Origin of the sequence: uncultured Psychrobacter sp. (genome assembly GCF_947495825.1) — a bacterium.
Lineage (GTDB): Bacteria > Pseudomonadota > Gammaproteobacteria > Pseudomonadales > Moraxellaceae > Psychrobacter.
Map to the genome: position 1 here is coordinate 580,670 of NZ_CANMAH010000001.1, position 25,370 is coordinate 606,039.

Annotated in this window: 22 protein-coding genes and 1 tRNA gene; 9 read left to right on the forward strand and 14 right to left on the reverse strand. The window is 42.6% G+C overall.

Translation table 11 applies throughout. From position 1 onward, the window contains the following. Positions 1-165 precede the first annotated feature (165 nt). The gene (locus Q0895_RS02365) at positions 166-1,368 is read right to left on the reverse strand and encodes an acyl-CoA dehydrogenase (protein ID WP_299185206.1); all 1,203 of its coding nucleotides are present in this window, start codon (positions 1,366-1,368) and stop codon (positions 166-168) included. A gap of 201 nt (positions 1,369-1,569) precedes the next feature. Between Q0895_RS02365 and Q0895_RS02370 the strand changes: the two genes are divergently transcribed. Further along, positions 1,570-2,397, forward strand: coding sequence for a helix-turn-helix domain-containing protein (locus Q0895_RS02370; protein WP_299185207.1), 828 nt, complete (start codon positions 1,570-1,572; stop codon positions 2,395-2,397). 179 nt (positions 2,398-2,576) lie between these two features. Here Q0895_RS02370 and Q0895_RS02375 read toward each other — a convergent pair whose 3' ends face one another. Beyond that, entirely contained in the window at positions 2,577-2,720 is a 144-nt protein-coding gene (locus Q0895_RS02375; RefSeq protein ID WP_299185209.1) for a hypothetical protein, read from the reverse strand. A 391-nt stretch (positions 2,721-3,111) separates the two neighbouring features. Between Q0895_RS02375 and Q0895_RS02380 the strand changes: the two genes are divergently transcribed. From Q0895_RS02380 to Q0895_RS02400, 5 genes are all read left to right on the forward strand, one after another. Continuing rightward, on the forward strand, positions 3,112-4,917 hold the full coding sequence (locus Q0895_RS02380) for an FMN-binding glutamate synthase family protein (protein WP_299185210.1): 1,806 nt from the start codon (positions 3,112-3,114) through the stop codon (positions 4,915-4,917). A gap of 59 nt (positions 4,918-4,976) precedes the next feature. Then, a complete protein-coding gene (locus tag Q0895_RS02385) occupies positions 4,977-5,786 on the forward strand; it encodes a phosphodiester glycosidase family protein (protein WP_299185212.1) in 810 nt (269 codons plus the stop codon). A gap of 225 nt (positions 5,787-6,011) precedes the next feature. Next, the gene (gene ychF / locus Q0895_RS02390; protein WP_299185214.1) at positions 6,012-7,103 is read left to right on the forward strand and encodes a redox-regulated ATPase YchF; all 1,092 of its coding nucleotides are present in this window, start codon (positions 6,012-6,014) and stop codon (positions 7,101-7,103) included. A gap of 204 nt (positions 7,104-7,307) precedes the next feature. After that, a complete protein-coding gene (locus Q0895_RS02395; protein ID WP_299185215.1) occupies positions 7,308-8,756 on the forward strand; it encodes a deoxyguanosinetriphosphate triphosphohydrolase in 1,449 nt (482 codons plus the stop codon). A 98-nt stretch (positions 8,757-8,854) separates the two neighbouring features. Next, on the forward strand, positions 8,855-9,535 hold the full coding sequence (locus Q0895_RS02400; RefSeq protein ID WP_075103641.1) for a TetR family transcriptional regulator: 681 nt from the start codon (positions 8,855-8,857) through the stop codon (positions 9,533-9,535). 30 nt (positions 9,536-9,565) lie between these two features. Here Q0895_RS02400 and gspK read toward each other — a convergent pair whose 3' ends face one another. From gspK to Q0895_RS02430, 6 genes are all read right to left on the reverse strand, one after another. Further along, on the reverse strand, positions 9,566-10,612 hold the full coding sequence (gene gspK, locus Q0895_RS02405) for a type II secretion system minor pseudopilin GspK (RefSeq protein ID WP_299185218.1): 1,047 nt from the start codon (positions 10,610-10,612) through the stop codon (positions 9,566-9,568). Between the two features lie 12 nt (positions 10,613-10,624). Beyond that, a complete protein-coding gene (gene gspJ / locus Q0895_RS02410) occupies positions 10,625-11,410 on the reverse strand; it encodes a type II secretion system minor pseudopilin GspJ (protein WP_299185219.1) in 786 nt (261 codons plus the stop codon). Then, positions 11,407-11,895 (reverse strand): type II secretion system minor pseudopilin GspI, encoded by a 489-nt coding sequence (gene gspI / locus Q0895_RS02415; RefSeq protein ID WP_299185221.1) that lies wholly within the window; start codon positions 11,893-11,895, stop codon positions 11,407-11,409. The genes gspJ and gspI overlap by 4 nt, the downstream gene beginning before the upstream one ends. Positions 11,896-11,898: 3 nt before the next feature. Further along, positions 11,899-12,783 carry a type II secretion system protein gene (locus tag Q0895_RS02420; protein WP_299185222.1) on the reverse strand — a complete coding sequence of 295 codons (885 nt, stop codon included), beginning with the start codon at positions 12,781-12,783 and terminating at the stop codon, positions 11,899-11,901. 13 nt (positions 12,784-12,796) lie between these two features. After that, positions 12,797-13,486 (reverse strand): TetR/AcrR family transcriptional regulator, encoded by a 690-nt coding sequence (locus Q0895_RS02425; RefSeq protein WP_058369688.1) that lies wholly within the window; start codon positions 13,484-13,486, stop codon positions 12,797-12,799. A 303-nt stretch (positions 13,487-13,789) separates the two neighbouring features. Then, on the reverse strand, positions 13,790-14,578 hold the full coding sequence (locus Q0895_RS02430) for a TatD family hydrolase (RefSeq protein WP_299185224.1): 789 nt from the start codon (positions 14,576-14,578) through the stop codon (positions 13,790-13,792). A 253-nt stretch (positions 14,579-14,831) separates the two neighbouring features. Here Q0895_RS02430 and Q0895_RS02435 point away from each other — a divergent pair, with 253 nt between their 5' ends. After that, positions 14,832-15,497, forward strand: a complete 666-nt coding sequence (locus tag Q0895_RS02435; protein ID WP_299185226.1) for an acyltransferase — start codon at positions 14,832-14,834, stop codon at positions 15,495-15,497. Positions 15,498-15,518: 21 nt separating this feature from the next. Here Q0895_RS02435 and Q0895_RS02440 read toward each other — a convergent pair whose 3' ends face one another. Both Q0895_RS02440 and Q0895_RS02445 read right to left on the reverse strand, forming a co-directional pair. Beyond that, positions 15,519-17,306, reverse strand: a complete 1,788-nt coding sequence (locus Q0895_RS02440) for a GspE/PulE family protein (protein ID WP_299185227.1) — start codon at positions 17,304-17,306, stop codon at positions 15,519-15,521. A 71-nt stretch (positions 17,307-17,377) separates the two neighbouring features. Next, on the reverse strand, positions 17,378-18,286 hold the full coding sequence (locus Q0895_RS02445) for a tRNA (N6-threonylcarbamoyladenosine(37)-N6)-methyltransferase TrmO (RefSeq protein WP_299185229.1): 909 nt from the start codon (positions 18,284-18,286) through the stop codon (positions 17,378-17,380). A gap of 491 nt (positions 18,287-18,777) precedes the next feature. Here Q0895_RS02445 and Q0895_RS02450 point away from each other — a divergent pair, with 491 nt between their 5' ends. Both Q0895_RS02450 and Q0895_RS02455 read left to right on the forward strand, forming a co-directional pair. Continuing rightward, the gene (locus Q0895_RS02450) at positions 18,778-19,551 is read left to right on the forward strand and encodes a ferredoxin--NADP reductase (RefSeq protein WP_299185231.1); all 774 of its coding nucleotides are present in this window, start codon (positions 18,778-18,780) and stop codon (positions 19,549-19,551) included. Positions 19,552-19,697: 146 nt separating this feature from the next. After that, positions 19,698-19,784 (forward strand) — tRNA-Leu (locus Q0895_RS02455). 122 nt (positions 19,785-19,906) lie between these two features. Here the strand turns inward: Q0895_RS02455 and Q0895_RS02460 are convergent. From Q0895_RS02460 to Q0895_RS02475, 4 genes are all read right to left on the reverse strand, one after another. Further along, the gene (locus Q0895_RS02460; protein ID WP_299185233.1) at positions 19,907-21,319 is read right to left on the reverse strand and encodes a YfcC family protein; all 1,413 of its coding nucleotides are present in this window, start codon (positions 21,317-21,319) and stop codon (positions 19,907-19,909) included. Between the two features lie 85 nt (positions 21,320-21,404). Then, positions 21,405-22,514, reverse strand: coding sequence for an NAD/NADP-dependent octopine/nopaline dehydrogenase family protein (locus Q0895_RS02465; RefSeq protein ID WP_299185235.1), 1,110 nt, complete (start codon positions 22,512-22,514; stop codon positions 21,405-21,407). 211 nt (positions 22,515-22,725) lie between these two features. Then, a complete protein-coding gene (locus Q0895_RS02470; RefSeq protein WP_299185236.1) occupies positions 22,726-24,129 on the reverse strand; it encodes a YjiH family protein in 1,404 nt (467 codons plus the stop codon). Between the two features lie 100 nt (positions 24,130-24,229). Beyond that, on the reverse strand, positions 24,230-25,189 hold the full coding sequence (locus Q0895_RS02475; protein ID WP_299185238.1) for an arginase: 960 nt from the start codon (positions 25,187-25,189) through the stop codon (positions 24,230-24,232). Positions 25,190-25,370 lie beyond the last annotated feature (181 nt).

Consider the following 25,370-nt stretch of genomic DNA (forward strand, 5'->3'; position numbering starts at 1 on the left):
TTATCATTCTAAGTGCTGAAATATCTTACTAACTGGTTATTTCAGCTTATAAAAAAACGCACACTAATGTTAAGCGCTGTGTTAAAGGCTAAACAGTAACGTACGTTAGTCGTTAAACATCTATACTGGGTGATAATTTAATCAAACATTCTCAAATGCTTTAGATTAATAAAACGCTTGAATACCTGTTTGAGCACGTCCTAGGATAAGGGCATGAATATCATGCGTACCTTCATAAGTATTTACCGCTTCTAGGTTCATAACGTGGCGAATGATATGGAACTCATCAGAGATACCGTTACCACCATGCATATCACGAGCAACGCGAGCGATATCTAACGCCTTGCCGCAGTTGTTACGCTTAATTAGCGATATCATCTCAGGCGCTGCATTGTGCTCGTCCATCAAACGACCAACTCGTAGCGCTGCTTGTAAACCAAGGGCAATTTCAGTTTGCATGTTTGCAAGCTTTAACTGTACGAGCTGCGTCGCGGCTAATGGACGGCCAAACTGTTTACGATCAAGCGTGTACTGACGCGCCGCTTTCCAGCAAAATTCAGCTGCGCCCATAGCGCCCCATGCGATACCGTAACGAGCTTTATTTAAGCAACCAAAAGGTCCTTTAAGGCCACGAATATCTGGGAAAGCGTTGGCTTCTGGAACAAAGACTTTGTCCATGACAATCTCGCCAGTCACTGAAGCGCGTAGTGAAAACTTACCTTCAATCTTCGGTGCAGATAGACCTTTCATACCTTTATCTAAGATAAAACCACGAATCTTGTCTTCATCATCCTTTGCCCAAACGACAAACACATCAGCGATAGGACTATTGGTAATCCACATCTTATTACCAGTTAGCTCATAACCGCCATCAACAGTACGGGCACGAGTCGACATAGAGGCAGGGTCTGATCCTGAATCAGGCTCGGTTAGACCAAAGCAGCCGACATACTCGCCAGAAGCAAGCTTAGGCAGATACTTTTCTCTTTGCTCCTCTGTGCCGTATTCGTGGATAGGATGCATCACCAAACTTGACTGTACGCTCATCGCAGAGCGGTAACCTGAGTCTACTGCTTCAACTTCTTTGGCAATAAGACCATAAGCCACACTCGACAAACCAGCACAGCCATAGCCTTCAATAGTCACCCCAAGCAGGCCCATCTCACCCATTTGGCGCATGATATTACGATCAAAGTTTTCGTTGCGATTGGCCTCTAAAATGCCAGGCATCAACTCTTTTTGGAAAAACTGACGCGAGCTTTCACTGACCATACGCTCTTCGTCAGTAAGCTGATCACGCAGTAAAAAAGGGTCTTCCCAATCAAAACTTGGGCTGGCATTCGTTCGTAGGTTGGTAGGTGCTGACATGTCGTACTCCTTTACTTAAGACGGCTTGTAAAAAACAGTTCATTAGCTTTTCATCAAAGCTATTTATACGATCAGTTAAGTGACAAGCAAATTTTGTTTGACAACTTAGTTCCACTATGTGAAACTAAGTTTCATAATGTAAAACTATTTAAGCAAAATTTATCCTTCTTGTAAACCCTTTTAAATATATATGGTCAAAAAATGCCAAAGAACCTGCCAGAACCTAAGCCTTTATTAGAACGGATGAATAGTGCTCTTATTCAGAGCAAAGAGGAAGAAGACAGGCAGTTTGTCACAGCGCTTGGTCGTGGCTTGTCTTTACTTGCTGCCTTTGAACATCAAGACCAGTTAAGTCATCAGCAATTATGTCAGATGACAGCACTACCAAAAGCGACCATTACTCGGTTAATTTACACTCTAACCACGCTTGGGTTTTTGCGTATTACCGCACACGGTCAGTATGAGCTGGGTAGTAGCGCGGTACGACTGAGCGCGGCGGCATGGAGTCGTCATGATGCGGTGGCGTTTGCTGAACCTCTGCTACGTCAATTTGCAACACAAAACGAAGTGTCAGTGAACCTAGCCACAGAAATTGAAGGCGAAATGCGTTATCTCGCCTGTTGCCGTAGCCCCGCTCGCCTATCAGTCAACTTACAAGTTGGCTCGGCCGTCCCAGTAGCACGGACAGCCATTGGTCGTGCCTTTTATGCAGCAAGCTTACCGACCAGACAAGCACTTATTCGCTCACATCTACAAGATAGCTTATCCACCATAGATTACAGCCATGCGCAAACAGCACTAGATCAGTCAGCAGAATATTATCAACAGCATGGTCATACACTGTCTGATGGTGAGTACTCTCCTGATATTTTAGCAGTTGCGGTTGGGGTTTTTGATGTAGCCACCGGTCTTTATGAATACTCGTTGAATGCCAGCGTGCCAAGGGCGAATTGGGATGCAGATGAGTATGCGGCGAAGATTGTACCGAGATTGCAGGCGTTGGCAGAGCGGATTGGGCGTGGGGATTAAAGCGGTTGATATTTAGCATCTTTAACGCTGTAAATCATTATTGAACCATTGGCATTAATCTTATAGCGATTACGAACATGAGCAATGTAAGGATCGCCGCCACAGATGTCATCGTGGATCACTCATAACTACTTCCTTTTATTTTAATATTCAATCAGCAAAAACAATGCTTTTAAACTCTACCCCAGCTCATCAAATCTAAGCCCGAATTTAAGCAAATACTTACGCAAACGATCACTATCATTGGGGCTTTTGAGCTTATCGCGGGAGTTGGCATATAAATAACGCCCCGCCGCCGCTTGGTTTTTATGGCTGATACACACCTCAATGACATACGCCAGTTATACTGCGTCAAACGGATCAATAGTTTTCAGCATATCTTCATCGAGATATTTTATTAAAGTATTATGGCTACCCTACTCGATGGTTTCACTATTTAAAGTAGCATATGGGCTATTTTTAATCACTTTATTGCATCTACTGTCATTACTTATTTGTGCAACCGAACTAATTCCGCTCCTAACAAAAATTATTTTGGCAAGCTGTTACCCATTGATACCGACGTCATGACATCATGCGTGTATGATGTAGGCGATAAATCTGAGCGCGTTATTTGCGCTTAATAATGATGATGAAAAAGCGGTTTTTTGATCTACTTGCTCTTTCAATCATTGTTGCCTCTTTAATCTTTACGTATTACTGTTGAGCCTTGCTATGCCCCAATCTCGTACCAATCTAAATCCTGAATCCAAGACCAGCTCTCCTTATCTGGTTGGTTTACTGCTGCGCTATAGCACCTTTGGTGCCGCTATTTTAATTTTTTTGGCAGGACTATTATTAGTCAATTGGTGGCTGATTGTTATTGGCGGCTTGGCAGTAGGTTTAGGTATTTACGACCTTATTCAATCCAAACATTCTATCCTAAACAACTATCCTGTCGCAGGTCATATCCGTTATGTACTCGAGGACTTTCGTCCTGAGATTCGGCAGTATTTGCTAGAAAATGATAAAGAACAAGTACCGTTTTCGCGTCAGCAGCGCGCCCTTGTGTATCAGCGTGCCAAAAATGTTAGTGATACCAATGCTTTTGGTACATTAGATAACTTATACACGCATGGCAAAGAATGGTTTTTACAGTCGGCAGTCAGCCAGCCCTTAGAGAATAAAGACTTTCGCATCATGGTCGGCGGTGAGCGTTGTCAGCAGCCGCATGATATGTCGGTATTTAATATCTCAGCGATGAGCTTTGGAAGCTTGTCTGCCAATGCCATTATGGCGCTCAATCAGGGTGCTAAGATGGGCGGCTTCACTCATGATACGGGCGAAGGTGCGATTAGTCCTTATCATCGCAAATTCGGTGGTCATTTGATTTGGGAGCTTGGTACGGGTTATTTTGGTTGCCGTGATGAAAATGGCAACTTTGACCCCCAGTCCTTTGCCGAACAAGCAGTCGATCCACAAGTAAAAATGATTGAAATTAAACTTTCACAAGGCGCAAAGCCTGGTAAAGGCGGTGTACTACCAAGCGAAAAAATCACGCAAGAAATTGCTGAAACGCGCCACGTGCCTATGGGTCAAGACTGCGTGTCACCCTCTTCTCATACGGCATTTAGTACCCCGCGCGAGCTGGTCGCGTTTTGGCAGCAGTTACGTGAGTTATCAGGTGGCAAGCCCGTCGGCTTTAAGCTGTGTATTGGTCAGCCTTGGCAGTTTATGGCAATCGTCAAAGCCATGATGGAGACTGACAATTATCCTGATTTTATCGTGATTGATGGCGCTGAAGGCGGTACGGGAGCGGCACCTGTTGAGTTTATGGACAACGTCGGCATGCCAATGGTTGAAGGATTTTTGTTGGTACACAATACTTTGGTTGGTGCAGGTATCCGTGACAAGGTTAAGCTTGGCGTTAGTGGAAAGATTGTCTCAGGCTTTGATATTGCTCGGATGATTGCTTTGGGCGCTGACTGGTGTAACTCAGCACGTGGCTTTATGTTTGCCGTCGGCTGTATTCAGTCGCGCTCATGTCATACTAACACCTGCCCTGTAGGCGTAGCGACCCAAGATCCGTATCGTCAAAAAGCGCTGGATGTACCGAGCAAAGCCGAACGCGTCGCAAGCTTTCATAAAAATACGCTCAAATCGCTTGCCAGTATCGTCGGTGCCGTCGGTCTGCAACATCCAAGTCAATTGCAGCCTTATCATATTGCACGCCGCCTTGATGATGGACAAATTAAACTACTATCGAAGTACTTTTATTTTACGGATAAAGGTGCCTTACTCGATCACAGCGCCCGCGCAGACGTATTCAATCAGATGTGGGTGATGGCCAATCCTGATAGCTTTTTAGCCAACAACGATGCTTTGATTGCTTATAACAAAGACTCGCGTGATAAAGGTAAAGAAACTAGTGCTCCCACAGAAGAAACCGTTGATAGCTCAGAATATGATGAAGTCGATGGCGGTCAGCTAATTGGTAATGTAAACAATACCTTTCGCGACTTTCCATCTGCTGACCATTAAAAATAGCTTAAAGATAATACGCTATCACTATTATTTATATGATAAAAGACAACGGATTGATGCCAAACTCTATATCTTCCTTAGCACTGGCCTTACTCGCCTTAAGTATCAGTGCTTGCCAACCGATAGGCGCTGATAAGTCTGATACTGGTACGCAAAGTTGGGTGTGCCAGTCGCAAGAGTTACCCTTTACTTATAGCGCTTGTAGCATCGATGCTGAGGCTTTAAATAGCGAACGCTACTCTTTACAGTTGTTTTGGCAACCCTCTGGTGGCTCAAAACCACTGCTCACCTTTGCCAATTTAGTGAATACACTGCCAAAGACCCAGAATTTAGTTTTTGCCATGAACGCAGGTATGTACAATGAGCGTTACGCGCCGATTGGTTACACGGTCATCGAAGGTGATGAGATTCGCGCCTTAAACTTAAACGAAGGCGGCGGTAATTTTCATTTATTACCTAATGGGGTTATGTGGTGGGATAAATCTGGTAATGTGCAGATTACTGAAAGTAATGCTTTAGCTAAGCAGCTTAATAGTGGCAAAGCGAAGCCTTGGTACGCCACGCAATCAGGACCAATGCTAGTTATCAACGGTAAGATACATCCGCAGTTTAATCCTGATAGCACCTCAAGTAAGTTTCGTAACGGATCCGGCGTTTGTAGTGATGGCAGCATACAGTTTGTCAATAGCGATGAGCCTGTGACGTTTTATCAGTTTGCCTCGTTGTTTAAGGATGATTTAAGCTGTCCGAATGCGTTATTTTTAGATGGCGGTATTGCATCAGCACTATATGCGCCTAGTATCGATAAACATGATAAAAAAGAGATGGGTGTGATGATTGGGGTCACTGAAACACCAGAAAATTAGCTCATCTATCCGCCCGCTGTTGGGTAATTTTTGCTACAATAGCGCCAATTTTTATATCATATCAAACCAATTAACTGTCTGATTCTTAGCTTTTTAACCATCGTTATCGTAGTCATGGCTTTAGTCCAGCTTTTTGCTTTTGCCAAAAGTTAAGCTGAGCGAAAACCTAAGCTAACATTAAGTTAAAAGTTGGAGACGGTTTTATCAAAACATTGAGAGATTATTATGGGTTTTAACTGCGGCATCGTCGGCTTACCAAACGTGGGTAAGTCCACTTTATTTAATGCCTTAACCAAAGCGGGAATCGCCGCTGAAAACTTCCCGTTTTGTACCAAAGATCCCAACACTGGTATTGTGCCTGTACCAGATCCACGCCTAAAAAAGCTGGCGGACATCGTCAATCCCGAGCGCGTGCTACCCACGACCATGGAATTCGTCGATATCGCAGGCCTTGTCGCTGGCGCGTCAAAAGGTGAAGGCATGGGTAACCAGTTTTTGGCCAACATTCGTGAGACTGACGCGATTGCTCATGTGGTACGTTGCTTCGATGATGACAACGTCGTACACGTCGATGGCCGCGTAAGCCCTATCGATGATATCGAAACCATTAATACTGAACTGGCTCTCGCTGATCTTGAAGCCGTTGAGCGTGCAGTATTTAACTTAACCAAGAAAGCCAAGGGCGGTGATAAAGACGCTGGAGCCATGCTCGATGTGTTCAAAAAAATCGAACCGTTACTGGCTGAAGGCAAAGCGGCGCGTGCAGCTGGTCTGGATAAAGATGAGCAAAAGCTAATCCGAAGCTATGGCCTTATCACCCTAAAGCCGACCATGTATATCGCCAACGTATCTGAGGATGGTTTTGAAGACAACCCTTATCTCGATGCTGTGCGCGACTACGCTAAAGGCGAAGACTCTATCGTCATTGCCTTATGCAACCAAATCGAGTCTGAAATCGCGCAACTGGATGAAGATGACAAAAAAGACTTCTTAGAAGACATGGGCATGGAAGAGGCAGGTTTAGACCAAGTAATTCGCGGTGGTTATGACTTACTCGATATGCAGACCTACTTTACCGCTGGTGTTAAAGAAGTGCGTGCTTGGACTGTCGCTATTGGTGCCACAGCTCCCCAAGCGGCGGGCGTTATCCATACCGACTTTGAGCGTGGATTTATCCGCGCTGAGGTCATCGCTTATGATGACTTTATCGAATACAATGGTGAAAAAGGTGCCGCTGCCGCTGGCAAATCACGTCTAGAAGGCAAAACCTACATCGTGCAAGATGGTGACGTGATGCATTTCCGCTTTAATGTATAAGTGTCCCAACAGTGTAGGTATTTCGCCTGTTGGCTGACTTACACAGTCTTAGCATAGTACAACCAAAAGTCAGCCTTCGCGCTGGCTTTTTTTATTATACTGACTTAACTGATGTCAAACATCACGTATGAGACATCGCCCATTTTTATAAAATAAATCTCAAAAAACGATAATGTTAATGATAATAATGATGGAATATAAACTATGGTCGCTCATTTTAATAAACCAGCTACCCCAGCCGATCATTGGGCAAGGTTATTCACCGCACAGCGTTTAGGTAGTGTAAAACCTGCTCCTATCCAAGATAGTGCTCGTTCCTCCTTTCATAAAGATTATGATCGCTTGGTGTTCTCGCACTCCTTTCGCCAGCTCAATCAAAAGACTCAAGTCCATCCATTAACCAATCAGCTGGGCATTCATACACGCCTGACTCACTCTTTAGAAGTGTCTTGTATTGGGCGCTCACTAGGAATCATGGCGGCAGAAAAGCTTCATGATAAACTAGGCAATGGCTTGCCTGCAGGTGTCACGCCAGCAGATGTGGGCGTCATCGTGCAAGCCGCCTGTCTTGCGCATGATATTGGCAATCCACCTTTTGGCCATGCTGGAGAGTACGCCATTCGTGATTGGTTTATGCATCCTAATCGCCAAACCATCTTGCAGAATATCAGCAACGACGAGCGTCTTGATCTGTTTGCCTATGAAGGCAATGCACAAGGGTTTCGCTTATTGGTTCGTAATGAGCACCATCCTGACCTAGGCGGTATGCGCCTAACCTGCGCGACTTTGGGTGCCTTTATGAAATATCCATGGTTAGCGGCGCACAGCAATCCGATAAATAGCACTCTAATAAACAGCAACCAGCATCAGAGCGCTTATCAAAACGACCCTATCCCTAAAATACAAAAATTTGGCTGCTTTTATAGTGAAGCTGGACAGTTGCAGCAATTGGCGGACTGTTTGCAATTGCCACGCTCAGAGCAACACGATGGTTTTGCACGTCATCCGCTGGCTTACTTGCTAGAAGCTGCAGACGATATCTGCTATGCGCTTATAGATCTAGAGGATGGAATCAATTTAAATATGCTCACTTATAATGAGGTGGCGACGATATTTTATGAGTTGATTGGTGAGCGTCCTAGTAGTATAGATTTACCTGCACAGCTCTCTGTCCGACAGAGCCTAGCCTCACTGCGAGCACGTGCAATGATGCGCTTGGTCAACACCGTGACCGATGCTTTTGTGGTAAATAGCGATAAATTACTAGCTGGAACTCTCAATGGCAGTCTATTTGCGCATTGTGATGCAAGTGTGCAAAATGGTATTAATCAAGCCAAGCAGTTAGCACGCGAACAGATATTTAATCATCCTAGTAAAGTTCGCATGGAGCTTATGGCAAACCAGTGCTTGCATCGTCTACTTGACTCATTTATGCCATTGGCATGGATGGCACATACAAATGCATCAAAACCTTTTGAACAGCAACGCTTATTAAGCTTGTTGCAGCCCCATCTTGATGAAAACAGACGCATACTGAGGGATGATATTTATCATAATATTCTAAATATTCTAGATTTTATTACGGGTATGAATGATCATGAAGCTTATAGGTTGGCGCAAGAGTTGCAGGGGCATTGGGGTACAATGGTTTGATAATCTCGCTGTCAGTATCGACGCTGACCGCGTATTTCATTCGTATTTTTGCGTTGAAATGAGTATGATAAACATCTATTAGGTAATTTTGAAATATTATGAGCAGTCGCGAACAAAAAAAGCTTCAAACTCGGCGAGCATTTTTTAATGCAGTGCTAGACTTATGCATCACCGGACAATCATTTAGCTCCATCAGTCTTAGACAAGTAACTCGTGAAGTTGGTGTGGTGCCGACTGCCTTTTATCGTCATTTTGATGACATGGAGTCATTGGGTGAAGCATTAGTCGTCGAAGAGCTAGGCGGTACCCTTGCTATCTTACGTGATGGTCTACAGATCGGTCGCAAACGCAGTTTTGATCGTCAAATTGCAAAAAGCATTCAATTATTTTTACAAACCGTCAATGCACAGCCTCGTTATTGGCAGTTTTTGGTCAGTGAGCGCTTTGGTGGCTCAGAAGCTGTCCGTAAAGCCATCAGCAATCTGATAAAGATGCATGGAAAAATCTTGGGAGAGGATTTAGCACTGCAGCCTGCCTTTACGCATATCAACGATTATGACCGGCGTTTATTGGCCGAAGCTGGGGTCAATATGTTTTTTTCTTGGATTATTGATTGGTTAGAGCTTACATATTCTGAGGAGCATGACGATGAGATGAATCCAGCAGAAATCGAAGAGAAAAAACAATTAATGCTACATAACTGTACGCGCCAAGCGCAAATGTTGTTTTATGGTGCTTATAATTGGAAGTCAAGCGAGAAGACGCAGCTTAATGATTAACAATGCATTTTTGAATAATGATACTGGCTGTTAAAAACTAGGACGAAATGCCCATGAGCGCTGTGCTACGACTGTTACGGTCTTAGCTTTGCTATTATTGTTACCGCTGTTGTTAACATCGTTATTATCTATATCGTCGTCATTATTAAAGTTCGTTTTACTGATTAATACCGTTGCAAATCGCTGCGGCGCGACGCCTACATCGCTATTACCAGTTGCAGTAATAAGCGCTCTGAACGCTTGACTATCCACCGCTAATAACGACTCAAACCCTTGACGCGCCTCAGTACCCATACTGATAAATGGTGGTAGCTGCCATAAGTCATCAATAGAGACCAATACTTGTTGTGCACGCAAATCTGTCAGGGTTTGCATCTGCTGTGGGGTCGCCTCATCCATCAATGCTGCTAACAGTACAGGGCTTGCTGTATTAATATTAATTGGCACAAAATAAGGGACCGCGGTAATATACGGGCGCAAAATTGCCAATGTATCAGCGTTTACCCCGCGTACCTCTTGGAGTTGATCGATACTGACCAATGGTTGATTGGGCAGTGCTTTATTTGCGCGAATATTTGTTTGCTCACCATATAAGACACTCTCATCACCGCCATCGTTATAAATTTGATTGTCAGGGTCTTGCCAATCAAGTACCGCGATCGCGATTTCAGGCTCTAGGTTTAATTGGGTTAATAAACGCTGAAATACCTCCAATGCATCGGTATCGACTGCGTCATCATGATAAAGATTATTGATGTTAAAACGACTGGCCTCATCACGTAGCTCAATAGTGATACTATGCGACCCTAAAGTATAAGGCGGCAACGGCTGCGCCCAAATATCTTGCATGCTATCGTTATCATTTAGCTTATCATCAGCACGAATAATGGTAATCGCTAACTGCTTTCCTGCCTCAAGGTCTTGTAGTAACTGATCTTGATTAAATAGTAGCCCACTGCGACGAATAACGATTTTTTGGCTCGCAAGCATTGCCCCTGCTACCACTGTAATACTGACAACCAAAAGCAAGATGGTCAATAAGGCCACGCCGCGCTGGGTGTTTGCTGTCATTGTCATAAGCGCCTCCTATTATTGGCCGTTTGTCATGTTATCAGGGTTATTTTCGTTATCGCTATTACCGCCTATGTTGGTATTAAGTCCACTACTATTATCTGGCAAAGGTTGCGGCGCAAGCGCCCATTGCCAAGTAATCGGCATATCTTGATAAGTAAAACTTATCCCTACTCCTTTGGGAAGTAAGACAGTCTTTGCTTCATCAAAAGCAGTATTAACGCTATTATTGTTCTCATTATTACCGACTTGGCGGTCTGTATTAGGGAAGCTATTGCTGATTTCAGGTAAGTAGGCTTGCCAGCGCGCTGCTGTGACACCGTTAAGAAGCACTGTATCTAGGCTGACGCTATCAGCCCCACTTTCGATACTATGGTATTGTCGCCGAATAAGACGTTGATCTGTAAAGACATACTCCACACGCTGCAAGCTTGGACTGGTTTGGTAGCGCGGGTCCGGATCAGCAAAACGCACAAAGCTAATCTGCTCACCATCTAAATTCATAAAAGGTTCAGCAGTTACAGAGTCTTGCTCGCTATTGGTATTGGTATTGGTATTTAGATTGGAGCCATTCGCGCTACTATTTTGCGTAGAGGGTACTTGATAGGCAACGATTTGACCCATGTCTTGTTGCAATTGCAAATACGCATATTGTAAGACCGCGAGCTGATCGGCATGAAACTGTGCCCGCTCACGAGCACGGTTGACCCCGTCAAAAACCTGCCACCCTGCGACGGCAAGTATCGCAAATATCGCCATCGCGACCATAAGCTCAAGTAAGGTAAAGCCGCGCTGCTGCCTCACAAGTTGCCTCCACTTGGATTTAAACTACTCAGATCTAAGCTACCGACATCTTGTTCTGTATTGCATAAGATCACATCGATATCTGTCACCGCTGAGCGCACCTGTCCATCAATAATAGGAGCGACGCTGATATTTACTTCCTTGAGCGCTGGCGACAAAGTATTATTAACGATCATGGCTACTTGCCACGTGCGGCCTTGGGCATCCACCGTTTGCGTGCTATTGGCCGTCAACCACGACTCTTGAATCCGCAAATCAGCCGCGGCGTTTTGTGCCACAAAGTGTGCAAGCGTGCGCGTACGTAATACCTCAACCGAGCTTAAATATGCACTACTAGCTCGGCTAGCGGCAACAGCGACCACTGCTAATATCGCGAGTGCTACCATTACCTCAATCAATGTAAACCCATCTTCACGCTTTGATAGTGAGGTTTGACGTGTGCTATGAGTTGTCATGTGCGCTCTTGGTTTATTTCTCTTCGTCATCTGCTACAGTCCTTGACCTATCGTCATACTACCATCTGGCATGATAGTAATGACCTCTCCGACTAAGCGCGATTGATGACGCACCTCGATTGTGACAGGAGTGGCCTGCCCTGTCCCAAACCATAATACCTGCGGCACTGCCTGCCCATTAAACCAAGGCTGCAAAACTTGGGTGGACTCAAGTCCCGATGCATTGCTTGTCTTCAGACTTTGAATGCTTAAACTGACCCCAGCTGGCATTTGTGGCAACGTGACTTCTGTCTCTAGCTCCCAGCTGGGCGTTGGTGGATTGTCGCCATTAATGCCTGACATACCGGACAAATCTGCAGACAACTCCATCGCGTTTTTGGGCGTACTATCGCCGTTTGGTGTTACCGATTGAGTCTGATAGCTAATATAAGGGTTTGATAAACTCATGATAACGGGCGTTACTTGACCTTGCTTGTCTGCTTGCAAGCTTAATCCCATCGGCTGCATACGCTCAGCTGCCAGTAGTCTGACATAGCTTAATGAGTCAGTAAGATGCTCGTAAAAGGCGCGGTTTTTTCGAGACTCACTACTACCGACTGATATAGCAATCATGCCAGCAAATATAGACAAGATAACCATGACCACCATGATTTCGACTAGAGTAAAACCAGTCTGTGCACGTGCTAGTATGGGCAATACATTTTTTGAAGAAAGTGCTGGATTAGGTAATGCGTGGATAGGTAATGCTTGGAAATGTTCTTTCTGTGAATAGTTTTTTTGAGAATACTTAGAAAGATCACAATAACAATGACTCAACTTTATAGCTGAGTCGTTGCCTAGGTCAAATAGCTTATACTCTGAGGGGTAAAAAGCATGCTCGACCACTGAGCTGGAATGGGTCTTTGCAGTGATCGGCATGTTATACCTGTTATTAATAAGTCGTATTACGATGTTCTTCTGATTCTGTATCAATTTGCTCAACCAATTCTTGCATGTCCTCATCCAATACATCTTGGTCCGTCGCATCAGCTGGATAATGACTGGGCAACTCAAGCATCTGCTGCACAAAGACATAACGTAGAGTATCGCGGCGACCTAGATAACGCTGATAAAAACTGGAATTTAACAGCCCCGCCCCGCCTTGACCCATCGCCCAAATGGAAGACAAATAATCACGAGTGCTCAAACTACTACGCTCATCTTTTAGATAAATGCTGATAATATCTAGCAATCGCTTCATACGCTGGCGGCGAATATCATATAGCTCACCGAACAGGCGATTAAGACCAGTCACTGAAGCTGCCAGACGTTCTTCTATTTGATTGAGCAGCATGGCTTTTTGCGGGTTGAGCAGTTGCTGAAATATCATCCGCGCAATTCCTGCTGATGGACAATCATCAATACGGTTTATCTCAAACAGCTGCTCTTCATAACGAATAATAATACGCAGATACAGCTCATCTTTGCTCGAGAAATGCTTATATAGCGTCCCCTTTGCCAAATCTAGTTGATCGGCCAAACTGTCTAAAGTGATATCACCGTCGCCTGACTCAAGTAATAACTGCTCAGCCATCGCTAAGATATTCTCTTCGCGCGCTTTAAACTGATGTTGACGACTCATAATCTCTCCTAAAACTTGGTCAAAATAAGCACGTGACCATATTGCGATAACCAGTACAATAGATAGTGAAACGGTAATGTCAGGGTAAAAACTACGTGAAAACTATAATGAACTATAAATAGCTACTATACTTATATTCGCTTAATATAGTCGATACCGAATAAAGCTAATACGTTGTAACGTTTTTATAGCGAACTAATTATAGTTATGCATAATCATAAGCTTACGCTCTTATACCTAATAATGGGATACACGGCGAAAAGACTATACAATTAATGACTGACTGGTCATAGCATAACGATTTTAATGGTACTGTGCCAGTAAATTTTCAAAGTTTTTTGCAGTTAGCGCTCCTACTTCATTGCTACTACAGCCATACATATCAGCAAGATAATTGGCAACGTAAGGAACATACGCCGGCTCATTGGGCTTACCGCGTTTGGGCACAGGTGCAAGATACGGGCTGTCTGTTTCGATAAGTATTCTGTCTTTAGGCATCTTGCGCGCAGCATCTTGAATCATTTGCGCACTTTTAAAGCTCACGATGCCTGAGAATGAAATATAAAACCCTAAATCCAGCGCACGTTTTGCCGTCTCCCAGTCCTCGGTAAAGCAATGAATAATGCCATGTTCAGCACCTTCTACTTTTAAGATATCAATAGTATCCTCTTTGGCATCACGCATATGTACAACTAGGGGTTTCTTTAAGCTTTGGCTAGCATGAATGTGCCGCGCAAGGCTAGATTGTTGCTCTTTTTTGTTTTCTGTTGACCAGTAATAGTCCAGCCCCGTCTCGCCTATCGCCCAGACGTGCTCAGCGTCGGCGGTCTCTATCAAACGCTCGACCGTCGCTGATTGCAACACACCAATATCTTCACAAGGGTGAATGCCAACGCTCATACCAAGATTTAGCGCCTCGTCATTATAAGTGCGGACAATATCAGCAATCTCATCATATTCAGCAAAATCACACATAATCGCCATCGCGCGCGTGACATTGGCCTCTTTCATAGCGGCTATCGCACCAGTTAATTGACCATCATATTTGGTTAAATCTAACCGGTTTAGATGGCAGTGGGTATCAGTAAACATAAACAATCTCGTTAATAAGTAAAATCTTTTAAAATATGGATTTGGTAATCGTTATACTATTTATTGCTCTAAATAGCACTGTTTTCAAGCGTTCTTTAACAGTAAACTATCAGGCTAGCTATTTATAAAACTTAACCTGGCACTATAGATGCTGCAAACACGGCTAAAACCTTATAAACCCACGACGCTAATAATGGCGTATAGCTGGAAAAAATATCGCATCCTTTATTCACCTTTCACAAGCCTTATCACTATGAATCATAAAAAAACCGTGACCCTAGCACCTATATTGAAAACTCTGCTACCTAAGTATTTGTACAAGCAACGGTTCTTATTGCAGGACAACGGACACGACAATCAAATCGATATTGCTACAGATGCGCGTATTATTGGACATTCAGTTATTACCATTCGTAAAGGTCATGACAATCAAATCACTATTGGTGAGCATGGTAAGTTTAACAAGTTAAAAATCGATATCAATGGCAGTCACAATCAAATCACTATCGCAGATCATGTCAAATTTTCTGGTCAATTATTAATCGTTGGCGACCATCTCCACATTCATATCGGTGCGCGTACCACTGCCATAGATTGCTATATTTTGGCACGCGATAAGAGCGTGACCATTGGTAGCGCTTGCATGATATCGCGCGGCATTGAAATTCGGGCGACTGACGTCCACAAGGTCTATGATATAGACTCTAATGCGCGACTGAATGATGCTCATGCTGATGTTGTCTTAGGAGATCACATATGGATTGCCGCCAATGTTACCATTTCTAAAAACGTCTCTATTGCTAGTGGTTGTATCATCGCGGCAGGCGCTTTTGTCAATAAACCGATAGAGACACCAAACTGTATAGTTGCGGGCACGCCTGCCAAGATTATTCGCCAAAATGTACGCTGGGAGCGCTAAAAATAACTTAAACCATAATAGCTAATTAAGTGGCACCACACGCATCACCTCTTCTATGGTCGTCACCCCTTCACTGATACGCTTCGCCCCAGATAAGCGCAGTGGTTGCACGCCTTCGCGGTACGCTTGTTGTTTGAGCGTATCCAAATTGGCATCGGCGGCGACCAGCTTTTTTAGCTTATTTGACAATGGCATGATCTCGTACAGACCAACGCGGCCTTGATAACCTGTATGGCGACAGTGCTCACAGCCCTGCGCTGTATAAATTTGTGCTGGCACAGCAGCGCGCCAAGGCTGTACTAACTCCTGCCACTGAATCGCTATCTCGCTATCTGACGTGACATCAACTGCTTGCTTGCAATGCGGACATAATGTACGTAATAAGCGCTGCGCCATCACGCCCAAGATAGTTGCCGAAGTCAAAAACGGCTGGACACCCAAATCATGCAAACGAGTCATGGAGCTTGGCGCATCATTGGTATGCAACGTTGAGAGCACCAAATGTCCGGTCAGGGATGCTTGCACTGCCATGTTGGCAGTCTCGGCATCACGAATCTCACCGACCATGATAATATCTGGATCTTGACGCATTAAAGAGCGAATACCATCAGCGAAGTGCAAATCCACGCCTGTATTGACCTGCATTTGGTTAAAGGCCGGCTCAATCATCTCGATAGGGTCTTCGATAGTACAGACATTGACCTGCTCGGTCGCCAGCTGCTTGAGCGTACTGTATAACGTCGTGGTTTTACCTGAGCCGGTTGGACCTGTGACCAAGATAATGCCGTTTGGATGCGCTGTCAGCTCATGCCAAGTCTCAAGCTGCTTACCTGACAGGCCAAGCTGAGCAAACGAGCGCACCAGTACTTCTGGGTCAAAGACGCGCATGACCAGCTTTTCGCCAAAGGCAGTCGGCATAGTAGACAGACGCAGCTCAGTCTCCATTCCATTATGCGTACGGGTTTTTAGGCGGCCATCTTGCGGTTTACGCTTCTCTGCCACATTAAGACGACCCAAGATTTTAATACGTGCAGTCACCGCGACTATAATCGCAAGTGGCATCTCATAGACAGTATGCAGCACGCCATCAATTCGAAAGCGCACTTTGCCCGTCTCACGGCGCGGCTCTAAATGAATATCACTGGCGCGCTGCTCAAAGGCATATTGCAGCAGCCAATCGACGACTTTGACGATATGTTGGTCATTGGCATCTGGATTGGTGTTGTCGCCTAACTGCAATAAAGCTTCGACATTAGTCACATCAGCGGCCGCACGCTTATGCACGCTATTTGCCCCGGCGATCGCTTGCGTGACTTGGTAAAACTCTTGCCGATAGCGATTAATTTGTTCAGGATTGATATAAACCGTGCGATAGCTTTTAGACTTAATCAGCTTTTCGATGTTTGTGTGCCAATCGGTATAAAACGGCTGATCTGTACCGATGATAACCTCATCTGATGTGACCTCAATCGGCAAAATATGCTGCGAGCGCGCATACTCAAAAGACATCAGCTGTGTTACCGCTGGTACATCAACCTTTAACGGATCAATGCGAAATATGGGCATATTTGCTTTGGCGGCCAGCCATTGATTGAGCCATGACAGTGTCAATTTGCTCTCAGAGCTGTTATCAAGCGCATGACCATTTGGCAAACCAAACTCACTTATCGTCAGTAGCGGATGCTGCGCCTTATCACGGCGACTGGTAATCACCAAATTGTAGCCACGCTGATCAATCACCCTATCTGCCAGTAATTCATCAAGACACCAACGTAAATCAATCACTATCGAATACTGCGGAGCGGACATATTTTTCTTCTTTTTAATCTAGGTAAAATGAGTACTACTGCTTGCATTGGTTAGCTAACTATTTAAAAAAACTAAGCTACTTCTACAATTGCCATGATTTGTAACTGCCCTGACTCTATCAACTGAAAGCTCACATCCACAGACTTATAGCGCATCGTAAACACTTTGTTTATCTCCGTACGGCGGTACGCAGGACGCGGATCTTGCGCGATTAAGGCTTTTATAGAGTCGATATCAGAGGTGAGCAATTGGTTTTGTATCTTGCAAACCATCGATAATACCGTAGCATTATTTGTACCAACATCCTGATGGTTGGTTTTGTCAGACTGCCCTATCTTAACCAAATTCATAAATTGCTTGTAAGCAGACTCAGTTATCGTCACATTCAGCAGCGCCGGCGCAGTTGGTGCAAAACCACTTTTTGCCTCAATAACAGCGTCGCTATAAGCGACATAGGGTTTGATATCGATAATTGGCGTACCATCAATCATATCAGCACCGCTAATGATCAGTAATACGCGACCTTCTACCACCTCAACCCGCTTAAGCTTAACCACAGACAGCCCTAAACCTGATGGTCGATACATACTGCGACTGGCAAACACCCCTATCTTCTGATTACCGCCTAGTCGTGGTGGTCGTACTTGCGCGCGAAAACTACTGTCCGCTTTGTTAGCATGCTCTTCTGTACTCCCATGACTAGCTTTGCTTACCTGACCACTTTTATGTAAATTGTTATGATGGAACTGCCAGCTGAGCCAAATATGACTAAAGGCTTCTAATCCGACAAACGCCGCTGGTGTATCGTAAGGCGCTAACATCTCAATCACGCTAGTCAATGCCACCAGATTTGGCTGTCTGGGCACGCCAAACTTCTGTGACAGCGGCGCGCGATGGTAGCCAATAATTGGCGCCTGATGGTAGCTATCTGACGTACAATGCTCTGACGCATAGCCCTCTGACACATCGTTACCTGACATAAAACTCTCCAAAAAACCTGTCTCAATCCCGCTATAACTCTTTTATATTGAGCTAACTATACAAAAATATTTACTAACGATATTCTATTTTATCATGCCCGCTTAGAGCCCCTGAGCGGATTTTTATTTTAAAGTTTGGTATTATGAGCGTGGAATTTATTGAGAATCGTTTGTATTCGTATACTAGCGTCTCTATACAAAGACTTAATAGGCATTCAGGCCTCCTTATAACGCTTGATAATAATGTTAAAATAGCGGTTGATAATGCAGCCTATTTGCCTGATTCATGATGCTATTGAACTCATAACACCCAAGATTAATAAGTTAAATATTTTAGATTTTAAGCGATGGCGCTCACTGTCTTTATCATAGTTTTGATGGTGGTTATAAGCGACATACACTTTTAGAATATTGAATCTACCGTTGAAAATTTTAATTTAATACTCATTTAAACCTACTAACGTAGTCAGCAATCTATTAACGAGGACTTTATGTCAAAACTTCGCACCGAAACGGTCACAGAGGTTCATCACTGGAATGACGCTCTATTTAGCATCAAAACCACGCGCGATGACGGTTTACGTTTTCGTAATGGTGAGTTTGCGATGATTGGTCTCGCTATCGATGGTAGACCATTACTGCGCGCTTACTCGATTGCTAGTCCTAACTATGAAGAGCATTTAGAATTCTTTTCTATCAAAGTCCAAGACGGTCCATTGACTTCACGCCTCCAGCATATCAAAGTCGGCGATGAGCTATTAGTCAGCAAAAAACCAACAGGTACGTTAGTGCTTGACGATTTATTACCAGGTAAGCACCTTTATATGCTATCAACAGGTACTGGACTTGCACCGTTCTTAGCGTTGGCACGTGATCCTGAAGTTTATGAGCGCTTTGAGAAAATAATTTTGGTCCATGGCGTACGTCATATTGATGATTTGGCTTATCGAGATATGTTCGAAAATGAGCTGCCAAATGATGAAATCTTTGGTGAATGGTACCGCGAAAAGTTCATCTACTATCCGACTGTCACACGTGAAGAGTTCAGAAACACCGGACGCGTCACCGACTTGATGAAATCAGGCAAACTGTTTGAAGACATTGGTCTGCCTCCAATGAATAAAGACGATGATCGTGTCATGCTATGCGGTAGTATGCCCTTTAATGCGGAAGTGTCAGAGATATTAGATGGCTTTGGTCTTACTGTGTCACCACGCATGGGTGTACAGGCAGATTATGCAGTCGAGCGTGCCTTTGTGGGATAATTTGGCTAAGGCTAAATTTAATAAAGTACAATTTATAAAAATATTTCTTGACGGCTAAAAATAGGCTGTTATAATACGCAGCCTATACAGTTAACCCTGTAGCCCAATTCGATAATATTTATCCAATAAACATTATCTTCTAACATGCCAGTGTGATGGAATTGGTAGACATGACGGATTCAAAATCCGTTGCCTTTAAAAGCGTGTCGGTTCGAGTCCGACCACTGGTACCAATACCCAGTTCTATATTATTTTATAGAGCCATCGAAGCCCCTGATATCAGGGGCTTTTTTGTGTTTTATAGTCTCCTGCTTTATTTAACCCAAACCATGCATTTGAATAGTAATAGCTATATCTATCCTATCAAGATACCTACATTAAGCACAATAGTTACTAGTACGATCAGCATTAAAATCAGTGGCCACATAAATTTGAACCAGCGTCCGTAGGACACACGACCAAGAACTAAGCCTCCCATTACGACCCCTGAGGTAGGAGTGATTAAGTTGGGTAATCCACATGCAGACTGAAACGCTGTGACTACCAAAGAGCGGTCAACGCCAGCGAAGTCAGATAAAGGAGCCATAATTGGCATAGATAATACGGCCAAACCAGAAGAAGATGGCACTACTAAGGACATCAGCATCTCTATCCAGTAAACCCCGTTGATAAAAGCATATTCTGACACATCTTTGATGCTCACTTCAGCAGCGTGCAAGATAGTAGGTGTAATGTTACCTTGATCCATAATCACTACAATACCACGGGCAAGAGCAATGATTATTGCCACGCCGAGTAGATCGCGAGCACCATCTATAATAGTACCTGTCAGCTCTTCTTCATTCATACGAGCGATAAGGCCAATTAAAATAGTAGCGCCAAGAAACAATGCCCCCATTTCGGCCATCCACCAACCTACTATAGCCACGCCATAAATCAATACTATAAAAGTTAGACAAAAGATAAGTAGAATCAGCTTGCGCTGTCCTGTTAATTGCGGAATTTCTTTTTCGGCTTGATCATGACCTAAAAAATGTTTTTCATTAGATTCTTTAAGGTCAGCGACTAAAGAAGCTGAAGGGTCACGTTTGACTTTGGCTGCGTAGCGCATTACATAAGCGGTACATAATGCCCAGCCAGCAACTAAAATAATGATGCGCAGCCATATACCTTCGATAAAGTTTACCCCAGCAGCATCAGCAGCGATAACCGTAGAAAACGGATTAATGGTAGAACCAAGCACACCAATGCCAGCACCAACCATAACGATCGCAACGCCAGTTAGTGCATCGTAACCAGCAGCAATCATCACCGGAATCAAGACTGCATAAAATGCAAGGGTCTCCTCTGCCATGCCATAAGTAGTACCTCCAATAGCAAAGAGCCCCATCAGTATGGGAATTATCCATTTTTCTCGCCCTTTTAAACCGGCAATAGAGCGAGTAATACCAGCATCAAGAGCGCCACTTTTAGTAGTAACTGCAATGAAGGCACCAATGATAAGTACAAATACCGCCACATCGACGGCTCTAGCCTCACCAGTCTCATTATCATAAAAACCATTAATAGGTGCCATCAAGACATCAATCGGACCTTGCCGATTTGGCTCTATCAGATGATAAGTGCCTGCCACTGGTACATCACGACCAAGCTCTTCATTGAGCGCCATCTCATATTGACCAGCAGGAATAATCCAAGTCAACCCAGCCATCAAGATGATAAGAGAGAACAAAATTGTATACGCGGTTGGAAACTTAAAACGGACCATATAATATCCTTATTTCTATGGTTGGGCCAAGGGCATCAGTATATTTGCAAGGTCAACACAAATAAAGATTCAATAAGCTGACAGCTTAAGAAACGTACGAAATTATTTGTTCAACAGTCATTCCTGACAAACCCATTTTTTCAAGTGTTCGACCTTCTTGAAAGTAGTCGGTCTGATTGTAGGCATTATCGATAGTTAGACAAGCATTCACCATCGGGGTAGGTACCTGCGCTAGACGGCCAAATTCGTGACAAGGTACTAGTAAATATGGCGCATCTTCTGTGATGTAGCGGTGCTTTGAGCTATCAGGTGCCGAGGTGATTTTGCCATGAGTCTCTGATGAACGATTAAACTCGTAAACGCTTTTGGCGTCTGTACCATAAAGCGCATTCATAGCGTCAAGCTCAGGTGTCAACTCAATTCCTAATGCTTTGCCCACTGCCATACGCTCTTGTTCCATTACTGCTGCTGCACGAGCGGTAGCTGGAGAGGAGCAATCTTTATAATAGTTAAAGTCACCTTCAAAATTTTCTAGTAAACCCATATTCAAAGTAGTGAGCAGGGGATGACCACCGAAGTTAATATTTTCAAGACCAGCGGCAATAACATTACTCAATGAAGTCAACGGGAGCGGTAGAACTTCCTGCAAGCGCTCTACAGTAGTGTCCGTTTTACTAGCAGGCATTACCGCTACAGGTAAAAATTCTTTTAGCCCCATAATTGCAATTTGAGCAGGGCCTGTGATGCGACATGCCCAAGGACTAGAGATTGCATCAATAAACGTTGGATTCAGCGTGTCATAACCTTTGTCCAACATACGCTTTTTAAGCGTCAGTGAACCATAGTTGCCAGGCATTAAAACGATGATATGTTCATCGGTTAAATATGGCAGTATCTCATCAAACAATACATTTTGTGCAAATGAGGGTACGGGTAATAACAAAATATCTGCAAAAGCCACTGCTTCAGCCATATCTCGGCTAAGCGTATGAATAGGCTCAAAACCACTAAACGACATTGGTAGTTCAGCCAGTTCTGACACGGCCTCAATGCCACCTTTTTGCTCTATATCATCTAAAGGTTCATCAAAGCCCGGAGAGCCATATAAACATACATTACAACCATGCAGTGATAAGTGATAGGCAGCGGTAAGACCAGCGTTACCTGCACCAATAACCGTGACATTCTTAGACATAATATGATCTCCAATAAGTAAAAATCGTAAGACTTTTGATAAATAGTTTATTTTGTGGTAGAGAATTTTATCTGGTAATAAAGCTATTGTTTAATATTATAAATTTGAATCCCTTAAGTATATCGGACTCAGATTTACTCGAGTTTGTATCATGATATTCTACTAGGTAATTTTATAGTCATTTTCAATTAAAATTTACAGTTTAGTATCATTAAAAAATCATGTGAGCACATAATGCAATAATAGGTAAAGAAATAATTGTTCTCAATAGAAAAATTATTAATAACTGAAAAAAGCTAACTGGGATCTTTGTTCCTAAAATTAATCCGCCTACTTCCGACATATAGATCAATTGAGAAACTGACAAGCAGGCTATGACAAATCGAGTTAATTCTGATTCTATTGAAGAACCAATAATAGCAGGTAAAAACATATCTGCAAAACCTACCATAATTGTTTTTGACATTTCTTGTGCAGAAGGTATATTCAATAACTCTAAGAACGGAATAAAAGGCATACCTAAATAATCAAATACTGGTGTTTTTTCTGCAACAATTAGACCCATAGTTCCGATTGCCATAACGACAGGCAATATTCCGAGCCACATATCCAAAATATTTTTCAACCCATCATTTAGGAAAGTAAAAAATCCTGGACTCTTATCTGCTTTTTGAACGGCTTTATATAAACTGTGGGTAAATAATGTTTCTCCTTCAGGAATAGTTTCATGATCTCTATCATTATTTTCTATTACATACGTATTTTCAATTTTAGATAAAGGTAATAGTCTTGGTACTATTAAAGCACAAACAATCCCGCATAACGCAACCACCCCAATCATATTGAGAAAGTAGCTTTCAAGTTGAACTTGAGAGATGACAACCAAACAAAATGTAATCGAAACTGCTGAAAAGCTGGTAGCAATAACTGCTGCTTCTTTTTTAGTATAAAACCCACCTTCCAATTGTTTATCCGTTAATAATACGCCAATAGTTCCGTCACCCAACCATGATGTCAAACAGTCTACAGACGATCTACCTGGTAAACCAAATAGAGGTCTCATCACTTTACTTAATAAAACACCAAAAAATTCTAATAAGCCAAAATCAAGTAATAACGGTAGCAATAACCCAGCTAAGAAAAACACTATAAAAAGTATTGGCATTAATTCATATAATATTAAACCTCCAATATTATCTGAATATATAAATTCATAACCGTACTTAAAATAGGTCACTACAACAAAAAATGCACCAAGCATTCTAATAACAAGCCAAGGTGTTGTAACGTTCAGTAAATTATTCAAAAATGCATTATTTAAAATCAATGAAGGTTTCATGATTTTAGTGTATAAAGTACAACACAATGTAATTATAATGGAGGTTACAACCAATAATGGCAAAAGGTCATTCATATAACTTTGTATATAATCCTTTAGCACAGAAATAGGAATTGTAAACCCTTCTGCATATGATACAAATTTACCATCTACATACGGAATTGGAAATACGAAGAGTATCAAACCTATTATAGAGGGTATAAAGAATTTCAAAAACTGTCTGGTACTGATATTCCTAACATCTTGACTTGAAGTACTAGCTTTAATAATGTCCATATTATTTTCACTCGCAGTCCATTTTTTTAACTAACCTAAATAAATTTTTATAATAAATCTCTTTAGGTTAGGTTCTTTATCTCAATTTAAGTAATCCATACTAGTAATTATTTAAAAGAGTGTGTGTTACTTTCTCTAAAATTTTGAATATTCTGGTTGAGTCATCTTTTGAATTATTGTACAAAGGATTGATTTCTGCCATTTCCCAACAGCATACTTTCTTATTCTTGATTAATTCTATGTTAAGTTGCATTGCTTGTTCATACGAAAGACCATTCATTGCAGGCGTACCTGTTCCTGGCACATATAAAGGATCAACACTATCAACATCAAATGAAACATAAATGTGATCACAGTATTCCAACTTTTTGAAGATTTCTTCTACCGTGGAACTAATTCCTTTTTGAGTTATTTCAGCTACACTATATAAAGGAATTTTATGTCTTCTAATTAAATCCATCTCTTCTTCTTGATAGTCTCTAACGGCACAAAAAACCACATTTTCTGGCTTAATTGATGGCTTATCAGAAGCCATAAATTTTAATTTCTCCCAATACTCTTTTTCTTTTTCAGAGAGTTCATTACGCTTACATTCTAGATTGTCGATTGCACAAGCCATGGCCAAAGGCATTCCATGCATATTCCCCGAGCCACTGGTATAGGGTGAATGAATATCAGCATGTGCGTCTATATAAACCACACCGATTTCAGAATTAGGATGCGCCATTTTCAGACCATGCATCGTACCTGCACAACTAGAATGATCTCCAGCTAAAACAATTGGAAATTTATCATCATCTCTTATATCTTTTACTTTATGTGCTAACTTAGAGATAACCGGTTCAATAACATCAGCATATTTTGCATGCGAAAATTTTGATTCTCCTTCGTTATTACTATCATCCTTAATGCTTTCAAACTGTAGTTTTTCAAAATACTCTGCATTGAGTTCTTTTGATGAAGCTTTCAATGCATCAATACCTAGAGAGGCACCTTTTTTATATCCTGCAATATCTGAATAAACTTCTACTATTCTTATATTTTTCATCATATCAGTCATTATTTTGTCTCTATAAAAAAATAATTTTTACATTATTTAAGTTTTAATTAAATTCATCTTATTTCTATACTGGTACTCTTGAAAACTAGCAGATAGATTTAAAACAATAAACACAACTATTTAAAAGCCTTGCCAAATATAGTTAAACCCTTTAAAAAAATGATACTGGTTTTAAAACTTG

Excerpts from the sequence above, each read along its gene's own strand:
- Q0895_RS02365 (WP_299185206.1), bottom strand. The coding sequence starts at position 1,368 with ATGTCAGCACCTACCAACCTACGAACGAATGCCAGCCCAAGTTTTGAT.
- Q0895_RS02370 (WP_299185207.1), top strand. The coding sequence starts at position 1,570 with ATGCCAAAGAACCTGCCAGAACCTAAGCCTTTATTAGAACGGATGAAT.
- Q0895_RS02380 (WP_299185210.1), top strand. The coding sequence starts at position 3,112 with ATGCCCCAATCTCGTACCAATCTAAATCCTGAATCCAAGACCAGCTCT.
- Q0895_RS02385 (WP_299185212.1), top strand. The coding sequence starts at position 4,977 with ATGCCAAACTCTATATCTTCCTTAGCACTGGCCTTACTCGCCTTAAGT.
- ychF (WP_299185214.1), top strand. The coding sequence starts at position 6,012 with ATGGGTTTTAACTGCGGCATCGTCGGCTTACCAAACGTGGGTAAGTCC.
- Q0895_RS02395 (WP_299185215.1), top strand. The coding sequence starts at position 7,308 with ATGGTCGCTCATTTTAATAAACCAGCTACCCCAGCCGATCATTGGGCA.
- Q0895_RS02400 (WP_075103641.1), top strand. The coding sequence starts at position 8,855 with ATGAGCAGTCGCGAACAAAAAAAGCTTCAAACTCGGCGAGCATTTTTT.
- gspK (WP_299185218.1), bottom strand. The coding sequence starts at position 10,612 with ATGACAATGACAGCAAACACCCAGCGCGGCGTGGCCTTATTGACCATC.
- gspI (WP_299185221.1), bottom strand. The coding sequence starts at position 11,895 with ATGACGAAGAGAAATAAACCAAGAGCGCACATGACAACTCATAGCACA.
- Q0895_RS02420 (WP_299185222.1), bottom strand. The coding sequence starts at position 12,783 with ATGCCGATCACTGCAAAGACCCATTCCAGCTCAGTGGTCGAGCATGCT.
- Q0895_RS02425 (WP_058369688.1), bottom strand. The coding sequence starts at position 13,486 with ATGAGTCGTCAACATCAGTTTAAAGCGCGCGAAGAGAATATCTTAGCG.
- Q0895_RS02430 (WP_299185224.1), bottom strand. The coding sequence starts at position 14,578 with ATGTTTACTGATACCCACTGCCATCTAAACCGGTTAGATTTAACCAAA.
- Q0895_RS02435 (WP_299185226.1), top strand. The coding sequence starts at position 14,832 with ATGAATCATAAAAAAACCGTGACCCTAGCACCTATATTGAAAACTCTG.
- Q0895_RS02440 (WP_299185227.1), bottom strand. The coding sequence starts at position 17,306 with ATGTCCGCTCCGCAGTATTCGATAGTGATTGATTTACGTTGGTGTCTT.
- Q0895_RS02445 (WP_299185229.1), bottom strand. The coding sequence starts at position 18,286 with ATGTCAGGTAACGATGTGTCAGAGGGCTATGCGTCAGAGCATTGTACG.
- Q0895_RS02450 (WP_299185231.1), top strand. The coding sequence starts at position 18,778 with ATGTCAAAACTTCGCACCGAAACGGTCACAGAGGTTCATCACTGGAAT.
- Q0895_RS02460 (WP_299185233.1), bottom strand. The coding sequence starts at position 21,319 with ATGGTCCGTTTTAAGTTTCCAACCGCGTATACAATTTTGTTCTCTCTT.
- Q0895_RS02465 (WP_299185235.1), bottom strand. The coding sequence starts at position 22,514 with ATGTCTAAGAATGTCACGGTTATTGGTGCAGGTAACGCTGGTCTTACC.
- Q0895_RS02470 (WP_299185236.1), bottom strand. The coding sequence starts at position 24,129 with ATGGACATTATTAAAGCTAGTACTTCAAGTCAAGATGTTAGGAATATC.
- Q0895_RS02475 (WP_299185238.1), bottom strand. The coding sequence starts at position 25,189 with ATGACTGATATGATGAAAAATATAAGAATAGTAGAAGTTTATTCAGAT.